This is a genomic window from Arthrobacter sp. Alg241-R88 (assembly GCF_900537115.1).
In the GTDB taxonomy this organism is placed as follows: domain Bacteria; phylum Actinomycetota; class Actinomycetes; order Actinomycetales; family Micrococcaceae; genus Arthrobacter.
Genome location: NZ_UNRG01000001.1, coordinates 40,105 through 58,558 on the forward strand (window position 1 = coordinate 40,105; position 18,454 = coordinate 58,558).

Here is an 18,454-nt window from a genome sequence, read left to right on the forward strand (position 1 = left end):
GCGCGATCGCGGGGCAGCTTCAAATCAGTGAAAACACCTGGAGTTCCATCTCGGGAACACCTTCCGGAGGATCGGGGCGTACTCACGCGCAGAAGCGATTGCGCTCGCAAACAGCGGATTGCGTTAAGCCGCTTGACGCCATGTCAGCTCCGTCACAGTCCGCAGTCTAGGATCGGATGTGTGGAACTAGCCGGGAGGACGCTTCAGGCGGCCTCGTTGCGGGAGAGCGGGCCGCAGAAACTACTCGAGAGTATGCATCATGGCTTCGAACATTGACCCTGAATCTGACACTGATGTTGAGGGCGGGCAGTCCGGCGGCGTTCAGTCTGTGGACCGGGCACTTGCGGTGCTGGAAATCCTGGCTCGCGACGGCCACGCAGGCGTCAGTGACATCGCCGAGGAGATGGGCATCCATAAGTCCACGGTCTCGCGCCTGCTCGGCTCGCTGGTGGCCAGGGAAATGGTCCATCAGAACAGCGAGCGCGGAAAGTACCAACTGGGCTTCGGCATCCTGCGCCTGGCCAGCTCCATTCCGGGCAGGCTTAGCCTGGTCCGGGAGGCGCGACCCGTCCTGGAAAGCCTGGCGGAGGAATTCAAGGAGACAGTCAACCTCGCCGTGCTGCGCTCCAACTACGCGGTGAATGTAGACCAGGCAATGGGGCCTTCAACCTTGGCCACGTACGACTGGGTGGGCAACCTGACGCCGCTGCACGCCACCTCCAGCGGGAAGGTCCTGCTTGCCGCGCTGCCGGCCGAGGATCGGGACCGCATCCTGAAGGAGACCGGCCTGCCGTCACGGACTCCCCGGACCATCACCAACCGCAAGGAACTTGAAAACCAGCTGCTCGCCGTCGCCCGCGACGGCTATGGGGTGGTGCGCGAGGAATTCGAGATCGGCTTGACGGCCGCCGCCGTTCCCGTCTACAACCACCTGGGCGCCGTGATCGGGGCCATCAGCATCTCCGGCCCGGCCTTCCGCTTTGATCCTGAGGAGATCCCGGGACTGATCGAAGCGCTGAAGCAGGGCGGGCTGCAGGTCAGCGCCAAGATGGGCTACACCGGCCGTTAAGGCATCAGCGTCCAGGGGAGGACAGGGAAGCTGCCGAACGCCAGGACGCCCATGCCGGCAGCGTTCAGACGTCCTCTTCGAGCCGGGCGGTGAGGATCCGGCTGGCGTTGACCTGCAGGATGCCGAGCGACTCCTGGATCAGTGGTGAGGCGATGCTGCCCCTGCGCACCGCTGCGACAATGCGGCGCGTGGGTTTCGCCTTACCGGTTATGCGTAGCCGAACCACGTTTTCGGCGCCATGCAAGGGCGCCAGCCGGGGCAGCAGGCCGACGCCCAGCCCCGCACCCACGAACGCGATGTGGGTTTCCCATTCAACCGCTTCATGGGCAATCCGCGGTGTCACCCCGACTGCCGTGAACGCCGCGGTGAAGAGGGAATGGTAGGTGGAACCGGCGGCCTCCGTGATCCAAGGTTCCGATGCCAGTTCTTCAAGCGTCGCTGTTTCCCGTGATGCCAGCGGATGGTCACCGGGAATGATGACATCCAGTGGATCGTCGAGCAGAACTCTTTGCTCGAAGCGCGGATCGTCCTCACCAAAACTGTCCGACTGCATGGCGACAATGACTGCAAGGTCGATTCGTTCCGCAATCAACAAGTCGAAGCAGCGGGCCGGATCAGCCTCAAGAACCTGCACCTCCAGCAGGGGCCGTGTTGAGCGCAGGGTGGCGGCCAACGGTGCGAGCAACTGGGCGGCTGCACTGGAAAATCCGCCGAGGCCAAAGTGGGACTGCACCTGATCGCCGGCCTCCATGGCTGCTGCGCGCAGGCTCTCCCACTGGGCAATGAGGGGATCCGAGCCCGCCACGAGAAAGCGTCCCGTCGCGGTAAGCCGCACGCCCCGGCCGTCTTTCGTCAGCAGCTGCATTCCGAGCACCCGCTGGAGCTCCCGCAGTTGCGCGGAGACAGCAGAGGGAGAATAGCCAGTGAGCTCCGCCGTCGCGCCTATGGTGCCGCACCGGGCAAACACGCGGAGGGTGATGAGCCTCGCATCGATCATGCACCCATTGTGCATGGTCATCGTCGAAATCTTGCGCTTTTGTTGCAGCTCTTGTGACCCTAATCTCATCACTACAAGTTCTTCGACCGTGCCGCCCGCACCCGTGGTCAACACGCAACACCCATTACCCAGGCCTCCCGGGAGGAAACCCATGACTGCTTCAGTGAACGTGCCCCTCAATTCACGCGGAAAACTCGCTGCATCATTGCCTGCCGAGCAGCTGGCAGAGATCACCGCGTTGTTTGAGTTCCGGCGCACCGGCTTCTCCCTCGATGCCCCCTTCTACACTGACCGCTCGATCTTCACCATCGACATGGAGGCCATTTTTGGCCAGCACTGGATCTTTGCCGCCAGCACCGCCGAACTGCCGGAGCCGGGCGACTATGTCACCGTCGACTACGGGCCCTACTCCCTGATCGTGCTGCGCAACGATGACGGCGCCGTAAACGTCCTGCACAACGTATGCCGCCACCGCGGCGCCCGGGTTCTTACCGAAGCTGCCGGGTCAACCGGAAACCTGGTCTGCGGCTACCACTCCTGGACCTACTCGCCGGAGGGCAACCTGATCCATGCCTCCGCGCCGGGGGAAACGAAGTTCGACAAGAGCTGCTTCGGCCTCAAGCGCGCCCACGGCCGCGAGGTCGCCGGGCTTATCTTCGTCTGCATTGCGGATGAACCGCCGAGTGACTTCGACGAAACCGCAAAGATCTTTGAGCCCTACCTGGCGCCCCACGACCTCTCGAAGACAAAAATCGCCTACCAGCAGAACATCATCGAAGAGGGCAACTGGAAGCTTGTCATGGAGAACAACCGTGAGTGCTACCACTGCGACGGCCACCCTGAGCTCGCCTGCTCCCTCTTCCCCACCTGGGGCCTGACGGAGGGCCTGATCCCACCCCACCTTGAGGAAGTGTGGAACCGGAACAAGGAAGCCCAGTCCTCCCTCGAGGAGCGTTGCCGCCGTTACGGCCTGCCCTACGAGGTGGTGGAGCAGCTTGACACTCGCATCGCGGGAATCCGCATCTCACGGGAATCACTCGATGGAGAGGGCGAATCGTTCTCCGCCGACGGACGCAGGCTTTCCAAGAAGCTGCTCGGTGACCTGCGCGACTTCCGCCTTGGCCGCTGCTCGATGCACCTGCAGCCCAACAGCTGGTTCCATTTCCTCGGCGACCACGTCATCACGTTCGGTGTCTTCCCCATCAACGAACACCAGAGCCTCGTCCGCACCACGTGGCTGGTGGCTGATGACGCCGTGGAAGGCGTCGACTACGACCTGGAGAAGCTCACCTACACCTGGAAGCAGACGAACCTGCAGGACAAGGCGTTCGTCGAGCTCTGCCAGCAGGGCGCCGGCAGTCCCGCCTACGAGCCCGGGCCCTACATGAAGAGCGAATACCAGGTGGAGGCATTCATCAACTGGTACGTGCAGCGCGTGCAGGAGCACTTGGCATGATTGAACTCCTCACTGAAACGGCAATCCAGGAACCACAGCGTATCCGCGGTCTTGAGATGCCGTGGAACAGGGTGATGGGAAGCACGGAGACACCCGCCCGGGCAGCCCGTGCACTGGGTCCATGGCATCCGCAGGAGTTTATGGCCGAATGCGTCGAGACCATTCCCGAGGCCGGCGCCATGATGACCTTCGTGTTCCGCCGATGCGACGGCGCGCCCCTGGCGTTCCGTGCGGGCCAGTATGTAAACGTCGCCTTTCCCGTGAACGGCGAGGACCAGGAACCGGTGGACCGCAGCTACTCGCTGTCCAGTTCGCCCACCGAGCCATGGACCTTCAGCATTACCGTCAAGTGCGACCCCACGGGACTGGTCTCGCCATGGGTGCACGAGAACATCAAACCCGGCACCGTCCTTGAGATGCTGGGACCGGTGGGAGCATTCCACCTGCCCGACGCCGACCGCCGGGCACGGTATCTCCTGCTTGCCGCCGGCGCAGGCATCACTCCCATCATGTCCATGGTGCGGACCATCCGCTCCCTGCCCGGACACGCCGATGTTGTAGTGCTCTACCACGGCTCGGATGCCGGAGGCTTTGCCTTCCACCGGGAATTGGCCTACATCGCCTCCGTGGATTCGCGCGTCAAGGTCTACTACTCCCTGGGCGACCGCACTGTACCGGAGGGGTGGGAAGGACTGAGCGGACGGCTGACGGCGGCCATGCTCGAGGAGGTGGCCCCGGACGCCAACGGTCGCCAGGTGTACGCCTGTGGTCCCGAGGGGTACCTGAACACCGCCACCGAGCTCCTCAAGAAGGTCGGTGTCGACGACACTTCCATTTACATGGAGTTCTTCTCGGGAGACCGCCAGACGCTCCTTGAATACCAGGCGGAGGTGGCACTTGCAGCCGACTTCGCGGAGGAGATCGCCGAGGATATCGCCGAATCCGCCGAGGACTACTTTGAAAGCCAGCCCGCCGCCTTCGCCCTTTACGAGCCTGGTTACGACGCCGACGGAACCCTGCAGGCCTCGGGGCTGCCCCTGGAAATCGTCGATCCGGAGGCACCCGGCCCCGACCCCGCCGCCGACAGTGCGGGCGGGGAGCCGGAAGCCGGTTCCCCTGATGCCTCGAGCTTCGACACGGTGGGGACAGGCAGCCTCACCATGTCCTTCATGCGTACCGGAATCAATGTGCGGATCGACCCCACCGAGCGGATCCTCGAGGCGGCCCAGCGTGCTGGCGTCAGGATTGGCGCGAACTGCAAGGAAGGCATGTGCGGCTCCTGTAAGGTCGTCAAGCTTTCAGGGGAGATCGAGATGAACCACCAGGGCGGGATCCGGGCACGGGAAATCTCTGCAGGCAAATTCCTGCCCTGCTGCTCCATCGCGCAGACGGACCTCGTGATCGATGCCTGACCCCTGTTCCAGCCCACTGACAAGGCTCAGCCGAAACCCCTGAAATAGGGCTTCAAACTTCGGAAAAACCTTGACAGGTGGTTGTGACGCGGGCCACTCTGTTGCTTATAGCGAGACGTGTTGATCCTTGCGGAACAATCCGAACCGCCAACAAGCAACTGACTTTACTGACGAAATGCCAGTTTTCCGCCCGGTCTGGGGACGCCGGAGTACAGCACAGCCCTTGATTTCAAACCAAAGGACTTGACATGGCTTTGAACAGCGACATCCGCCCGGATGCCCAAACCCCCCTTGAGCCGGAGGAGCCCAAACTCATTCCTGCACCGGAAAACCCTTCTTCCTCCCACGACTCGCAGGACGCGGAGGACACCCAGCAGATCATGCAGGAACTCCGCCAGACCAAGGCCGAGCAGGCCGTTGCGAAGCGGCGGAACCGTAAGCTCACCCTCGACAAGGCAACCTTCGGCATCACCGGCGTCCTCGCCCTGGCCTTCGTGGCCTGGGGCTTCCTCGGCCGGGACAGCCTCTCCGCCACCTCAACTTCCGCCCTCAACTGGGTGATGGAGTACACCGGCTGGCTCTTTATGGTCCTGGCATCGCTGTTCGTCGTTTTTGTCCTCTGGCTGGCCCTCGGAAAATGGGGCAACATCCCGCTCGGCAAGGACGGGGAGAGGCCTGAGTTCCGGACTGTTTCCTGGATCGCCATGATGTTCGCGGCCGGCATGGGCATCGGCCTGATGTTCTACGGCGTGGCCGAGCCGCTCTACCACTACATCTCTCCACCGCCCGGAACGGTGGACGGGCGGACCCCTGCGGCCATCCAGACCGCCATGGCCACCTCCATCTTCCACTGGACCCTGCATCCCTGGGCGATGTACGCCGTCGTCGGCATTGCCATGGCCTACGGAACCTACCGCCTGGGCCGCCGGCAGCTGATCTCCGCGGCGTTCACTTCGCTGTTCGGCATCAGGACGGTGGAAGGGCCGGTCGGCAAGTTCATCAACATCCTGGCGATCTTCGCCACCCTCTTCGGTACGGCGGCTTCCCTGGGCCTTGGCGCCCTCCAAATCGGCAGCGGCCTGAGCTCAAACGGCTGGATCGGCGAGATCGGCACCCCGGTCCTGGTGGCCATCGTTGCCATCCTGACAGCGTGTTTCGTGGCCTCAGCGGTGTCCGGCATCAGCCGCGGCATCCAGTGGCTGTCCAACATCAACATGGTCCTGGCCGTTGTCCTGGCGCTCATCGTCTTCATCGCAGGGCCAACACTGTTCATCCTCAACCTCATCCCGGCCGCGGTGGGCGACTACGCCAGGGACCTGGCCGAAATGTCCTCCCGCACCGAGGCCGTCGGTGACGAGGCCCTGCGCACCTGGATGTCCGGCTGGACCATCTTCTACTGGGCCTGGTGGGTGTCCTGGACGCCTTTCGTGGGCATGTTCATCGCCCGGATCAGCCGCGGCCGCACCATCCGGCAGTTCGTCACCGGCGTCCTGCTGGTGCCCAGCATCGTCAGCGTCATCTGGTTTGGCATCTTCGGCGGAACGGCCTTCAAGATCCAGGAGGACGCGGACAAGGCAGGCGCGGCCGGCCTTGTGTCCATGGCCAGCGGGTCACCTTCCATCGACTTTGACGGAGCCCTGTTCGACCTGGTGAAGAACATGTCCATGCCGGCCTGGCTCACCGCGGCGGTCATCGTCCTCGCCATGGTTCTGGTGGCCATCTTCTTCATTACGGGAGCCGACTCGGCGTCGATCATCATGGCGTCGTTGAGCTCCAACGGATCCTCGGATCCGAAGCGCGGCCTGGTCATCTTCTGGGGCCTCCTCACCGGCGCGGTTGCCGCCGTGATGATGCTGGCCGGCGGAGACGAGCCTTCGGAGGCACTGTCCGGCCTGCAGCGCATCACCATCGTGGCCGCCCTGCCGTTCGTACTGGTGATGCTGCTGCTCTGCTTCGCCCTAGTGAAGGACCTGCGCCGGGATCCGCTGTCCCTGCGGCGGCGGCTGGCTGACTCCGTGGTGGAGCGCGCCATCCGGACCGGCGTGGACCAGCACGGCGGCGTCCAGTTCGATCTCGTTACCAAGCATCAATGTGATCAGCGCTGTTCGGACGGCGGCCCCTGCGCGGCTTCCCCCGCTGACACCCAAGCCCCCGCCAAAAACCAGGAGTAGACCATGACCACAGTCCTCGAAGGCCGCCCGGCCGCCAATGCCACGGCCGAAGCCGGCGCCGTCCCCAGCGTCCGCAGTACCGGCACAGCACAGTATGTCCTCACCCTTGCGTGCCCGGAGCGCCCGGGAATCGTCCGGGCCATCACCGCATTCCTCGCTGATCGCGGCTTCGACATCGTTGAACATCAGCAGTTCGATGACCACATGAGCGGCAAGCTCTACCTGCGCACGGCCTTCACTCCGGGAGACAAGGAAGTCTCCGCTGAAGGCCTCAGCACGGAATTCGCCGCCGTTGCCGATGAGTTCGACATGGAGTTCGCCATCCACGACGGACGCCCCCAGCGCGTGCTGGTAATGGTCTCGAAGTTCGGCCACTGCCTCAACGACCTGATCTTCCGCTGGCGCGCCGGCAGCCTGGGTGCGGAGATCGCCGTCGTGGTGTCCAACCACGAGGACCTCCGCCCCATGGCGGAAGCCGCCGGTTTGCCGTTCATCCACGTCCCGGTCACCGCGGACACCAAGCCGCAGGCCGAGGCGCGGCTGTTGGAACTGGTGGAGGAGTACCAGGCAGACCTGGTGGTCCTGGCCCGCTACATGCAGGTACTCTCTGACGGCCTCAGCAGGACCCTCCGCGGCCGCGCCATCAACATCCACCACTCATTCCTGCCCGGGTTCAAGGGGGCCAAGCCTTACCACCAGGCCTATGACCGCGGCGTGAAGCTCATCGGAGCCACCGCGCACTACGTCACCGCAGACCTGGACGAGGGCCCGATCATCGAGCAGGAAGTGTTCCGGGTGGACCACAGCCTGGACCCCAATGCACTGGTCACTGTAGGCCGGGATGCCGAATCGCAGGCTCTGTCCCGCGCAGTCAAGTGGCACTGCCAGCACCGGGTCCTGCTCAACAACACCCGCACCGTCGTCTTCCGCTAACGCCAACGCCCGCCACGCAAAACAGGAGAAACAAGACCCATGAGCGCATCACCACGCGTTGTCATTATCGGCGCCGGCATTGTCGGAACCAACCTTGCCGACGAACTCGCCACCCGCGGCTGGACCAACATCACGGTGGTGGAACAGGGCCCGCTGGAACTTGCCGGCGGCTCCACGTCGCACGCGCCGGGCCTGGTGTTCCAGAACAACCAGTCACGGACCATGACCGAATTCGCCACCTACACGGTCAACAAGTTCCTCGCCCTGAGCAAGGACGGCCAGTCCTGCTTCAACCAGGTGGGCGGCCTGGAGCTGGCCACCACCCCCGAGCGCCTTGCCGACCTCAATCGCAAGATGGGCGTGATGACCTCCTGGGGCGTCGAAAGCAGGATCGTGGACGCCGACGAATGCGAAAAGATCTACCCCCTCCTGAACACCGGCAAGCTCACCGGCGGCCGTGAAGTCCTGGGCGGCCTGCTCATCCCCACCGACGGCCTGGCCCTGGCCGCCCGTGCGGTGCAGCTGCTGATCGAGCGCACCCGCGAGGCCGGCGTGACGTACCAGGGCAACACCACCGTCACCGGGATCGCCCAGGAGGGCGGCAAGGTGACGGGGGTGGAAACGTCCGAGGGTTTGATCCCGGCGGACATCGTGGTGTCCTGTGCAGGTTTCTGGGGCCGAGAACTTGGCAAGATGGTGGGGCTGGAAGTCCCGCTGCTGCCGCTGGCCCACCAGTACGCCATCAGCACCCCGCTGCCCGAACTCGAGGGAGTCAACGAGCTTCCCAACGGTGCCGGCAAGCCCATCCTGCGCTACCAGGACAAGGACCTGTACTACCGCGAATGGGGCAACCGCATCGGCATCGGCAGCTACGCCCACCGCCCCATGCCGGTGGACATGTCCGCCCTGCCGAAGGTCGCCGCAGAGGAAATGTCGGACCACCGCATGCCCTCCCGCCTGGAGTTCACCCTGGAAGACTTCCTGCCCGCGTGGGAGGACAGCCAGGACCTGCTGCCGGCGCTGCGCAGCTCCGCAATCGAGGACGGCTTCAACGGCATCTTCTCCTTCACCCCCGACGGCGGCCCGCTTATGGGCGAGGCCCCCGAGCTCGAAGGCCTGTTCGTGGCCGAGGCGGTCTGGGTCACGCACTCGGCCGGCGTGGCCAAGGCAATGGCGGAACTGCTGGTGGAAGGCCGGTCCCGCACGGACCTGCACGGCTGTGAGCTGACCCGCTTCGAGAAGGTGCAGACCTCCGACGCGTATGTCAGCGAAACGTCCCAGCAGAACTTCGTGGAAATCTACGACGTTATGCACCCGCTGCAGCCCAGGGAATCGCCGCGCGACCTGCGGGTCAGCCCGTTCAATGTCCGCCAGAAGGAACTCGGAGCGTTTTTCCTGGAGTCCGCCGGCTGGGAGCGCCCGCACTGGTTCGAAGCCAACCGCGGCCTGCTGGAGGACCTGCCGGCAGAGTGGCAGGCGCCGGAGCGGGACGAGTGGTCCGCCATGTTCTCTTCCCCCATTTCCGCGGCCGAGGCGTGGAAGACGCGCACCGCCGTCGGACTGTACGACATGACGCCGCTGAAGCGGCTGTCCGTGGTGGGCCCCGGTGCGCAGGACCTGCTGCACCGGCTCAGCACGGGCAACATCACCAAGAAGCCGGGTGCCGTCACCTACTGCCTGCTGCTCGAGCACGACGGCGGCATCCGCAGTGACGTGACCGTCGCACGGCTGGCGGAAGAAGACTTCCAGCTGGGCGTGAACAGCAACGTGGACTTCGACTACCTCCGGGTGGAGGCCCGCAAGCAGTCGGCCGCCGATCCGGCCCGGTGGGTGCACGTCACCGACATCACCGGCAGCACCTGCTGCATCGGGCTGTGGGGGCCGCTGGCGCGTGAGGTGATCGGCAAGGTCAGCTCCGATGACCTGACCAACGACGGCCTGAAGTACTTCCGCACCAAGGAAATCTCGGTGGGCGGCATCCCGGTCACGGCCATGCGCCTCTCCTACGTGGGCGAGCTCGGCTGGGAGCTGTACACCACCGCAGAGTACGGCCTGAAGCTGTGGGACCTGCTGTTCGAAGCCGGCCAGGAGCACGGCATCGTTGCCGCCGGCCGCGGCGCATTCAACAGCATGCGGCTGGAGAAGGGCTACCGGCTGTGGGGCACGGACATGACCTCCGAGCACCAGCCCTACGAAGCCGGCTTGGGCTTCTCCATCGCCAAGGACAAGACGGGTTTTGTGGGTGCCGAGGCCCTTGCGGCACGCAAGGAGCAGCCGGCCACACGCGCGCTCCGGTGCCTGACGGTCGACGACGGCACGTCCCTCGTGCTGGGCAAGGAACCGGTGTACGTGGCTGGGGAAGCGGCTGGCTACGTCACCAGCGCCGCCTACGGTTACTCCGTGCGCAAGCCGATCGCGTACGCCTGGCTGCCGGCTTCGGTTTCTATCGGTGATTCGGTGGAGATCGAGTACTTCGGCAAGCGCATCGCTGCGACCGTCTCCGCGGAGCCGCTGTTTGATCCGGGCATGGAGCGCCTCCGCGGGTAACCCAGACCAAGGGGCTGAGCCCCGCTCCGTCTTCGAAAACCGGGGGTCGCGAACCGGCGGCCCCCGGTTTCACGCGTGCCCGCTCGTCCAATGGTCTGAGTTACTCAGCGACTTCCCCTTGCAGCCACCTACGGCTGGTGCTTGGCTAATGGGATGGCAGATGACGAGGTTTCCAAGAACACTCCCGACGACGAGCACCTGCGGCAGGATGTCGCTCCGGAATCCGGGGGAGAACCCCAAGGTGCTCCAGACAGCGGCTTTACGCCAGGACAAACGAATGCAGGGCAGCAGGTTGGCGGGCTTGCTTCGGCTACCGGCTACGGCAAGGACCTCGATCCCGAAGCGCAGCCTGACGGAAACAACCCGGTGTAATCAAACCCTGTGATCAAACAGCGACGGCGACATCCGGCACGTGCCGGATGTCGCCGTCGTTGTTCTCTGCCTTGGAACTAGCCCACTGTGGCGGGCTCCGGTTCGCGCTCCCCTGCCGCCTCCACCTCGGCGGCTTCAGCGAGGTGCGGGACAAAGCGGACGAACATGGCCTTGAAGCCGGGGGTGTTGGATTCGCGGGCGACGTTTTCTTTGTGAACCAGGGCGTTGGCTTCGGGGAAGTACGCGGCGGCGCACCCCTTGGCGGTGGGGTAGGCCACGAGGCGGAACTTGTCTGCTGTGCGGTCGCGGCCGCGGAAGGTGCTGACCACGTCCACGAGGTCGCGGTCCTGGAAGCCCAGTTCTGCCAGGTCTTCCGGGTGGATGAGGATAACGCGGCGGCCACCGGAGATGCCCCGGTAGCGGTCGTCCAGGCCGTAGAAGGTGGTGTTGTACTGGTCGTGGCTGCGGATGGTCTGGAGGACCAGGTGCCCATCGGGCGGGGTGAGGTATTCCAGCGGGCTGACGGTGAAGCGCCCGCGGCCGATGTCGGTTTTGAAGGAGCGGGTGTCCCGGGGCGGGTTGGGCAGCACAAACCCGTTTTTGGTCCGGACCCGGGCGTTGAAGTCCTCGAAGCCGGGCAGGACACGTTCGATGTGGTCCCGGATCACGTCGTAGTCCTCGGCCATGGCCTTCCAGTCCACGGAGTGGTCCGGGCCGAAAGTCGCCTCGGCCATGCGGGCCACGATGACCGGCTCGGCGAGCAGGTGTTCCGAAACCGGCGTCAGCCTGCCCTGAGTGGAGTGCACCACGGACATGGAGTCCTCCACGGAGAGGAACTGGGCGCCCTCGGGGTGCTTGTCGTCCTTGTCCGTCCGGCCGAGCGTGGGCAGGATCAGCGAGGTGCGGCCGTGCACGATGTGGGAGCGGTTGGGTTTGGTGGAGATGTGCACGGTCAGGCCGATCCGCTGCATCCCGGCTTCGAGGGTTTCGGTGTCGGAGCAGGCCAGCGAGAAGTTGCCGCCCATTGAAACAAAGACGTCCACCTCGTCCCGTTCGAACGCTTCCATGGCTTCGACGGCGTCGTAGCCGTGGTGGCGCGGGGAGGTGATGCCGAATTCGGTGTCGAGGGCATCGAGGAGCCATTCCTTCGGTTTCTCCCAGATGCCCATGGTCCGGTCGCCCTGGACGTTGGAGTGCCCGCGGACGGGGCAGGCGCCGGCGCCTTGCTTGCCGAAGTTCCCCTGCAGCAGCAGGACGTTGACCATTTCCTTGATCGTGTCCACCGAGTGCGGCTGCTGCGTCACACCCAGCGCCCAGCAGAAGATGGTGGCCTTGGACCGGATCAGCATCCCGGCCACGGTTTCGATCTGGTCCCGGGACAGCCCGGTGGCTTTCTCCGTTTCGGCCCAGTCCAGCTCCGCGCGGGCTTCACGGTAGGCATCGAACCCGTCGGTCTGCGCGGCGATGAAGGAATGGTCGACGACGGTTCCCGGGTTCCACTTTTCCTCTTCAAGGAGCAGGTGGCCAAGGGCCTGGAACAAGGCGAGGTCCCCGCCCACCTTGATCTGCAGGTATTCATCGGCCAGCGGCGTGCCGCCGCCCACCACACCGGAAACGGTCTGCGGGTCCTTGAAGTTGAACAACCCGGCCTCTGGCAGCGGGTTGACGGCCACCACCTTGCCGCCCTTGTCCTTGCATTCCTTCAGCGCGGACAGCATGCGCGGGTGGTTGGTGCCAGGGTTCTGCCCCACCACGAAGATCAGTTCGGAATCATGGATGTCATCCAGTGACACGGTGCCCTTGCCGATCCCGATAGTGGGGTTCAGTGCTGAGCCGGAGGATTCATGGCACATGTTTGAACAGTCCGGCAGGTTGTTGGTGCCCAGTGCCCGGGCGAACAGCTGGTACATAAACGCTGTCTCGTTCGCGGTCCGGCCCGAGGTGTAGAAAACGCACCGGTCAGCCGTAGTGGCCCGGACGTGTTCACCGATCAGCTCGAACGCGTCAGCCCAGGAGATCGGCGAGTAGTGCGTTTCCCCGGCGCGGATCACCACCGGTTCGCTCAGCCGGCCCTGGTTACCGAGCCAGTACTCCGTCTTGGTGGAGAGTTCGGCGATGGAGTGCTTGGCCCAGAATTCGGCGCCGACGGTGCGGAGGGTGTTTTCCTCGGCCACGGCCTTGGCGCCGTTCTCGCAGAACTCGGCGGCCTTGCGCTTTTTGTCCGATTCCGGCCAGGCGCAGCCCGGGCAGTCGAAACCGCCGCGCTGGTTCAGCCGCAGCAGGGACTGCGCCGTCCGGGTGACTCCGGCCTGCGCCACCGCGCGTTCCAGCGCCACCATGACGGCCTTTACGCCCGCCGCCTCGGTCTTGGGCTTGTGGACGGAAAGTTCGTCCTCATTGATGTCCGCAACGGGGGCGGGCTGCTTACCGAACTTCATTGTTCCAACTTCCTTACAGGCATACGTAGTTCTGGCACCAGCAAAGGCGCACCAAGGTTCCTGGCGCGCCTTTGCTGGACACTTCTGTTACTTCGATGGCTACTGGGACACCTTCGCCAGCGTCTCCCGCTCGGCGCCGATGGTGGTGTTGTCGCCATGGCCGGTGCGGACCACGGTATCGGCCGGGAGCGGAAGCAGGCGCTCCCGGATGGAAGCCAGGATGGTGGGGTAGTCGCTGTAGGAGCGCCCCGTGGCGCCGGGGCCGCCGTTGAAGAGCGTATCCCCCGTGAAGACGGTCCCCTCGCTCTCCAGCAGGAAGCAGGTGGAACCGGGGGAGTGGCCCGGGGTGTGGATCGCACGCAGGCTTGCCCCGCCCACGTCGAACACGTCCCCGTCGGCCAGTTCCCGGTCCGGCTTTGAACCTGGGTAGACCTGCTCCCAGAGGACCAGGTCTTCCGGGTTCAGGTAGATCGGGGCATCCACGGCCTCCGCGACCTCACGTGCCGCGCCGATATGGTCGTTGTGCGCGTGGGTGAGGAGGATGGCCTGGACCTTCCGGCCCTGGACCTGGTTGATGATGGCCGTGGCGTCATGCGGGGAGTCAATGATCACGCATTCGGTGTCGTTTCCCACGATCCAGACGTTGTTGTCCACGTCCCACGTGCCGCCGTCGAGCGAAAACGTGCCCGAGGTGACCAGATTCTCGATCCTTACGCTCATGCCGACGCTCCCGCCGCGGGGATTTCAACAACCGAGCGCAGGACCTTGCCCTCGTGCATCTTTTCGAAGGCTTCCTCCACCTGGTCGATGGTGATGCGCTCCGACACGAAGGCGTCCAGGTCCAGGTTGCCCTGCTTGTAGTGGCTGACCAGCATGGGGAAGTCGCGGGAGGGCAGGCAGTCGCCGTACCAGGAGGACTTCAGAGACCCGCCCCGGCCAAAGACATCCAGCAGCGGCAGCTCGAGCTGCATGTCCGGCGTCGGGACGCCCACCAGCACCACCCGGCCGGCGAGGTCGCGGGCGTAGAACGCCTGCTTGTACGTTTCCGGGCGGCCGACGGCGTCAATCACCACGTCAGCCCCGTTGCCGCCCGTCAGGGCGCGGATGGCCTCGATGGGGTCTTCCTTGCTGGAGTCAATGCCGTGGGTGGCGCCCAGGGACCTGGCCATCTCCACCTTGTTCGCGTCAATGTCCACGGCAATGATGGTGGTCGCGCCGGCCAGTTTGGCCCCGGCGATCGCGGCGATGCCCACGCCGCCGCAGCCGATCACAGCCACGGATTCGCCGCGCTTGACTTCACCGGTGTTGATCGCGGCACCGATGCCGGCCATAACGCCGCAGCCGAGCAGCCCGACGGCGGCGGCATCAACCTCGGGGTCGACCTTGGTGCACTGTCCAGCCGCGACGAGGGTTTTCTCGGCGAACGCACCGATGCCCAAGGCCGGCGAGAGCTCCGTGCCGTCCTCCAGGGTCATCTTTTGGGTGGCGTTCGCGGTGTTGAAGCAGTACTGGGGCTGGCCCTTGGCACAGGCGCGGCACTCGCCGCACACGGCGCGCCAGTTCAGGATGACGCGGTCACCCGGGGCGACCGACGTCACGCCGTCACCGACCGCACTGATCACACCGGTGGCCTCATGGCCCAGCAGGAAGGGGAAGTCGTCGTTGATGCCGCCCTGCTTGTAATGCAGGTCCGTGTGGCAGACCCCGCAGGTGAGGATATCCACCAGCGCCTCGCCCGGGCCCGGATCCGGGACCAGGATGGTCTCCACCGACACTGGAGCGTTCTTTTCCCTGGCAATGACTGCCTTGACTTTATGAACCATTAGCTGGGGTGTTCCTTTCCTAGTCCCGGGACTCTGGAGGCGGTGCCCCGGGCAAGTTCGTTCGGCCCGAGTTCAGCCCGACTTCTTATTCTCGTGCCTCAGGCAGCGTGGCGGGTAGTCGGCCTGATTACTGCCAGCGAATTGCGTATTACACAACAAGATGCGCCTAGCGCGTACTCGAAATATGTCAGCCGTCACACGGCGTGTCAATAGAACGTCCGAATGCCAGGCGGGGTCAGCTACTTCTTTGTAATCAACTTTAGTTGTATCCTGCAACTCAAATCCTCTCAGTGCAACAAATGCCATTCACCGGCCCTGCAGTCCGCTTCGGTTGGCCCACCTGCCTCAGTGCTCTGAGTGTCGTTTTGTGAGGCGCGCAGTGACCATTGACTGTGGCCCCCATCACCCTTAGTCTATTGCAACAGCGTTGCGCTGAATGCAACCCCAACAACTTGGTGGATCCATGAGTAACGAAACTTCCTCTCCCGCCCGCAGGCGGGACCGGGGCCCGGAGCTGAACGGCAGCCAGACCGGCTCCACGTCCGGTGCCGGCGCGCCGGGCGGGAACAAACCTGAACTTGCAGACAACGCCGTCAGCAAGGAAACGCGGCGCCGGGTCATCGCCGCCAGCTTCATCGGCAACTTCGTCGAATGGTTCGACTACGCCGTCTACGGCTACCTGGCCGTCACCATCGCGACAGTCTTCTTCCCGGAGTCCGATCCGCAGACCGGACTTCTCCTGACCTTCGCCCTTTTTGCGATTTCATTCCTGGTGCGCCCACTGGGCGGCTTCGTCTGGGGCCACATCGGCGACAAGGTGGGCCGCCGGACGGCACTCTCCCTTTCGATCCTGATCATGTCCGGAGCAACCTTCTGCATAGCGCTGATTCCGGGCTACGACACGATCGGTATCTGGGCGCCCCTCCTGCTCCTGATGATCAGGGTGGTCCAGGGCTTCTCCGCTTCGGGTGAATACGCCGGCGCATCGGCCTTCCTGGTGGAATACGCCCCCGCCAACAGGCGCGGCCTGTACGCCGCCGTGGTCCCGGCCAGCACCGCCGCCGGCCTGCTCCTCGGCTCACTTATCGCCGGGCTGCTGACAACCCTGCTGTCAACCGAAGCGATGCACAGCTGGGGCTGGCGGCTGCCGTTCCTGCTGGCAGCCCCAATGGGCCTGATCGGCCGCTACATCCGGACCAAGCTCGAGGACACCCCCGTGTTCCGCGAACTGGCCGCCGAGGACCAGGCCGCCAAGGCACCCGTGTCCAGCCTCTTCCGGAACCACTGGCGGCAGCTGCTGCAAGCGGTCGGGGCCGTGCTGCTCAACGCCGTCGGCTTCTACGTGATCCTCAGCTACATGCCCACGTACCTGTCCTCGGAGCTGGGCCTGGGTGAAACCGAATCATTCCTGGCCACAACCATCGCGCTGGTCACGTACATCGGTTTTATCTTCCTCACCGGCATGCTCTCGGACCGGTACGGACGCAAGAAGGTGCTGATCAGTGCATCGGTTGCCTTCATCGTCCTCACCGTCCCCGCCTTCGCGCTGCTGGGAACCGGGAACTTCCTGGTGATCGTCCTGGTCCAGATCCTCTTGGGCGCCATGCTCACCCTGAACGACGGCACGCTGCCCAGCTTCCTGGCGGAAATGTTCCCCACCCGCGTCCGCTACAGCGGCTTCGCAGTCAGCTTCAACCTCTCCAACGCCCTTTTTGGCGGCACCGCCCCGTTTATGGCGACGCTGCTGATCGCTGCCACAGCCAGCGACCTGGCCCCCGCCTGGTACCTGGTGGCTGCCGCCGTCGTCTCCCTGATCGCCGTGGCCCTGTCCAGGGAAACCTGCAAAGAGCCCCTGCGCCACGAATAGCTTCCCTCCCAACCACCTGAAGAAACGCACCACAGAAAGGCATCACCACGATGACCATCACCACCGAGAACGCAACCACCGTCGCCGAACTGGAGCGCACGAAGGTCCTCAAGAACGGCGAAAAAGTCACCCTCACCTTTTCCGATGCAGAGTTCGAACGCAGGCTCGCCGGGCTCCGGCGGATCATGGCGGAAAAGGACCTCGACGCCGTCGTCCTCACCAGCTACCACTCCATCAAGTACTACTCCGACTTCCTTTTCACCACCTTCGGCCGCTCCTACGGCATGGTGGTCACCAAGGATGACACTGTCACCGTCACGGCCAATATCGACGCCGGCATGCCTTGGCGCCGGAGCTACGGCGACAACATCGTCTACACGGACTGGCGCCGCGACAACTACATCTTCGCCATCCATGAAGTCCTGCGCACCCGCGGCATCAACCCGCGCCGCCTCGGCGTCGAGGACGACTCGCTACCGCTGGACAACCGCAACAAGATCCAGGCCGCATTCCCGTCCGCAGCCCTCGTGGACGTTGCCCAGGCAGCCATGCGCCAGCGCATGATCAAGTCCGCCGAAGAAATCGAGGTCATCAAGCACGGTGCACGCATCGGAGACCTGGGCGGCGAAGCCATCCGCAACGCCATCACCGCCGGGATCACCGAGTACGAGGTGGCGTTGATCGGCACCGAGGCCATGGTGCACGAGATCGCCCGCACCTTCCCGGACTCTGAAATCCGCGACACGTGGGTGTGGTTCCAGTCCGGCATCAACACCGACGGCGCGCACAACTGGGCCACCACCCGGAAGATCCAGGAACACGACATCCTGTCCTTGAACTGCTTCCCCATGACCTCCGGCTACTACACGGCCCTCGAGCGGACGCTGTTCTACGGCGAACCCGATGCCCGCTCGCTGGAACTGTGGAACATCAACGTCGAGGTCCACAAACGCGGCCTTGAGCTGATCAAGCCCGGTGCGGTGTGCAAGGACATCGCCGCTGAGCTCAACGAGATCTACGTCGGCTACGGCCTGCTGGCCAACCGCACCTTCGGCTACGGACACTCCTTCGGCGTCCTGAGCCACTACTACGGCCGCGAAGCCGGGCTGGAACTCCGCGAGGACATCGACACGGTGCTCGAACCGGGCATGGTGGTTTCCATGGAACCCATGATCACGGTCCTCGACGGCCAGCCGGGCGCCGGCGGTTACCGCGAACACGACATCCTGGTGGTGGGGGAGAACGGCGCGGAGAACATCACCAAGTTCCCGTTCGGGCCCGAGTACAACATCATCGGCGCCTAGTTCCCCTGCCGCGCCCGCGCCTCGAAGACGTGGCGGGGAACGCGGCGGCGTTTGGCCCCATTAGG

Annotated in this window: 13 protein-coding genes; 9 read left to right on the forward strand and 4 right to left on the reverse strand. The window is 64.5% G+C overall.

Annotated elements, in window-relative coordinates:
- Positions 1-259 precede the first annotated feature (259 nt).
- Positions 260-1,069, forward strand: a complete 810-nt coding sequence (locus G6R19_RS00160) for an IclR family transcriptional regulator (protein WP_163161163.1) — start codon at positions 260-262, stop codon at positions 1,067-1,069.
- A gap of 64 nt (positions 1,070-1,133) precedes the next feature.
- On the opposite strand, the gene G6R19_RS00165 is transcribed toward G6R19_RS00160, so the two are convergent.
- A complete protein-coding gene (locus G6R19_RS00165; RefSeq protein WP_163162779.1) occupies positions 1,134-2,066 on the reverse strand; it encodes a LysR family transcriptional regulator in 933 nt (310 codons plus the stop codon).
- Between the two features lie 151 nt (positions 2,067-2,217).
- Here G6R19_RS00165 and G6R19_RS00170 point away from each other — a divergent pair, with 151 nt between their 5' ends.
- The 6 genes from G6R19_RS00170 (at position 2,218) to G6R19_RS00195 (ending at position 10,957) form a co-directional block, all read left to right on the forward strand.
- Positions 2,218-3,522 carry an aromatic ring-hydroxylating dioxygenase subunit alpha gene (locus G6R19_RS00170; protein WP_163161165.1) on the forward strand — a complete coding sequence of 435 codons (1,305 nt, stop codon included), beginning with the start codon at positions 2,218-2,220 and terminating at the stop codon, positions 3,520-3,522.
- On the forward strand, positions 3,519-4,934 hold the full coding sequence (locus G6R19_RS00175; RefSeq protein ID WP_163161167.1) for a ferredoxin reductase: 1,416 nt from the start codon (positions 3,519-3,521) through the stop codon (positions 4,932-4,934). Before G6R19_RS00170 ends, G6R19_RS00175 begins: the two co-directional genes overlap by 4 nt.
- A gap of 248 nt (positions 4,935-5,182) precedes the next feature.
- The gene (locus G6R19_RS00180) at positions 5,183-7,105 is read left to right on the forward strand and encodes a BCCT family transporter (protein ID WP_163161169.1); all 1,923 of its coding nucleotides are present in this window, start codon (positions 5,183-5,185) and stop codon (positions 7,103-7,105) included.
- Between the two features lie 3 nt (positions 7,106-7,108).
- Positions 7,109-8,038 (forward strand): formyltetrahydrofolate deformylase, encoded by a 930-nt coding sequence (gene purU, locus G6R19_RS00185; RefSeq protein ID WP_163161171.1) that lies wholly within the window; start codon positions 7,109-7,111, stop codon positions 8,036-8,038.
- A 39-nt stretch (positions 8,039-8,077) separates the two neighbouring features.
- Positions 8,078-10,585 (forward strand): FAD-dependent oxidoreductase, encoded by a 2,508-nt coding sequence (locus G6R19_RS00190; RefSeq protein WP_163161173.1) that lies wholly within the window; start codon positions 8,078-8,080, stop codon positions 10,583-10,585.
- 153 nt (positions 10,586-10,738) lie between these two features.
- Positions 10,739-10,957 (forward strand): hypothetical protein, encoded by a 219-nt coding sequence (locus G6R19_RS00195; RefSeq protein WP_163161175.1) that lies wholly within the window; start codon positions 10,739-10,741, stop codon positions 10,955-10,957.
- 77 nt (positions 10,958-11,034) lie between these two features.
- Here the strand turns inward: G6R19_RS00195 and G6R19_RS00200 are convergent, their stop codons facing one another.
- The 3 genes from G6R19_RS00200 to G6R19_RS00210 form a co-directional block, all read right to left on the reverse strand.
- A complete protein-coding gene (locus G6R19_RS00200) occupies positions 11,035-13,395 on the reverse strand; it encodes an FdhF/YdeP family oxidoreductase (RefSeq protein ID WP_163161177.1) in 2,361 nt (786 codons plus the stop codon).
- A 99-nt stretch (positions 13,396-13,494) separates the two neighbouring features.
- A complete protein-coding gene (locus tag G6R19_RS00205) occupies positions 13,495-14,115 on the reverse strand; it encodes an MBL fold metallo-hydrolase (protein WP_163161179.1) in 621 nt (206 codons plus the stop codon).
- Positions 14,112-15,218: an S-(hydroxymethyl)mycothiol dehydrogenase gene (locus tag G6R19_RS00210; protein WP_163161181.1), complete on the reverse strand. Its 1,107-nt coding sequence runs from the start codon at positions 15,216-15,218 to the stop codon at positions 14,112-14,114. Before G6R19_RS00210 ends, G6R19_RS00205 begins: the two co-directional genes overlap by 4 nt.
- Positions 15,219-15,681: 463 nt before the next feature.
- On the opposite strand from G6R19_RS00210, the gene G6R19_RS00215 reads away from it, so the two are divergent.
- Both G6R19_RS00215 and G6R19_RS00220 read left to right on the forward strand, forming a co-directional pair.
- The gene (locus tag G6R19_RS00215) at positions 15,682-17,085 is read left to right on the forward strand and encodes an MFS transporter (protein ID WP_163161183.1); all 1,404 of its coding nucleotides are present in this window, start codon (positions 15,682-15,684) and stop codon (positions 17,083-17,085) included.
- A gap of 50 nt (positions 17,086-17,135) precedes the next feature.
- Complete coding sequence (locus tag G6R19_RS00220; protein ID WP_163161185.1) at positions 17,136-18,389, forward strand: aminopeptidase P family protein; 1,254 nt, start codon at positions 17,136-17,138, stop codon at positions 18,387-18,389.
- Positions 18,390-18,454 lie beyond the last annotated feature (65 nt).

Excerpts from the sequence above, each read along its gene's own strand:
- G6R19_RS00160 (WP_163161163.1), top strand. The coding sequence starts at position 260 with ATGGCTTCGAACATTGACCCTGAATCTGACACTGATGTTGAGGGCGGG.
- G6R19_RS00165 (WP_163162779.1), bottom strand. The coding sequence starts at position 2,066 with ATGATCGATGCGAGGCTCATCACCCTCCGCGTGTTTGCCCGGTGCGGC.
- G6R19_RS00170 (WP_163161165.1), top strand. The coding sequence starts at position 2,218 with ATGACTGCTTCAGTGAACGTGCCCCTCAATTCACGCGGAAAACTCGCT.
- G6R19_RS00175 (WP_163161167.1), top strand. The coding sequence starts at position 3,519 with ATGATTGAACTCCTCACTGAAACGGCAATCCAGGAACCACAGCGTATC.
- G6R19_RS00180 (WP_163161169.1), top strand. The coding sequence starts at position 5,183 with ATGGCTTTGAACAGCGACATCCGCCCGGATGCCCAAACCCCCCTTGAG.
- purU (WP_163161171.1), top strand. The coding sequence starts at position 7,109 with ATGACCACAGTCCTCGAAGGCCGCCCGGCCGCCAATGCCACGGCCGAA.
- G6R19_RS00190 (WP_163161173.1), top strand. The coding sequence starts at position 8,078 with ATGAGCGCATCACCACGCGTTGTCATTATCGGCGCCGGCATTGTCGGA.
- G6R19_RS00195 (WP_163161175.1), top strand. The coding sequence starts at position 10,739 with ATGGCAGATGACGAGGTTTCCAAGAACACTCCCGACGACGAGCACCTG.
- G6R19_RS00200 (WP_163161177.1), bottom strand. The coding sequence starts at position 13,395 with ATGAAGTTCGGTAAGCAGCCCGCCCCCGTTGCGGACATCAATGAGGAC.
- G6R19_RS00205 (WP_163161179.1), bottom strand. The coding sequence starts at position 14,115 with ATGAGCGTAAGGATCGAGAATCTGGTCACCTCGGGCACGTTTTCGCTC.
- G6R19_RS00210 (WP_163161181.1), bottom strand. The coding sequence starts at position 15,218 with ATGGTTCATAAAGTCAAGGCAGTCATTGCCAGGGAAAAGAACGCTCCA.
- G6R19_RS00215 (WP_163161183.1), top strand. The coding sequence starts at position 15,682 with ATGAGTAACGAAACTTCCTCTCCCGCCCGCAGGCGGGACCGGGGCCCG.
- G6R19_RS00220 (WP_163161185.1), top strand. The coding sequence starts at position 17,136 with ATGACCATCACCACCGAGAACGCAACCACCGTCGCCGAACTGGAGCGC.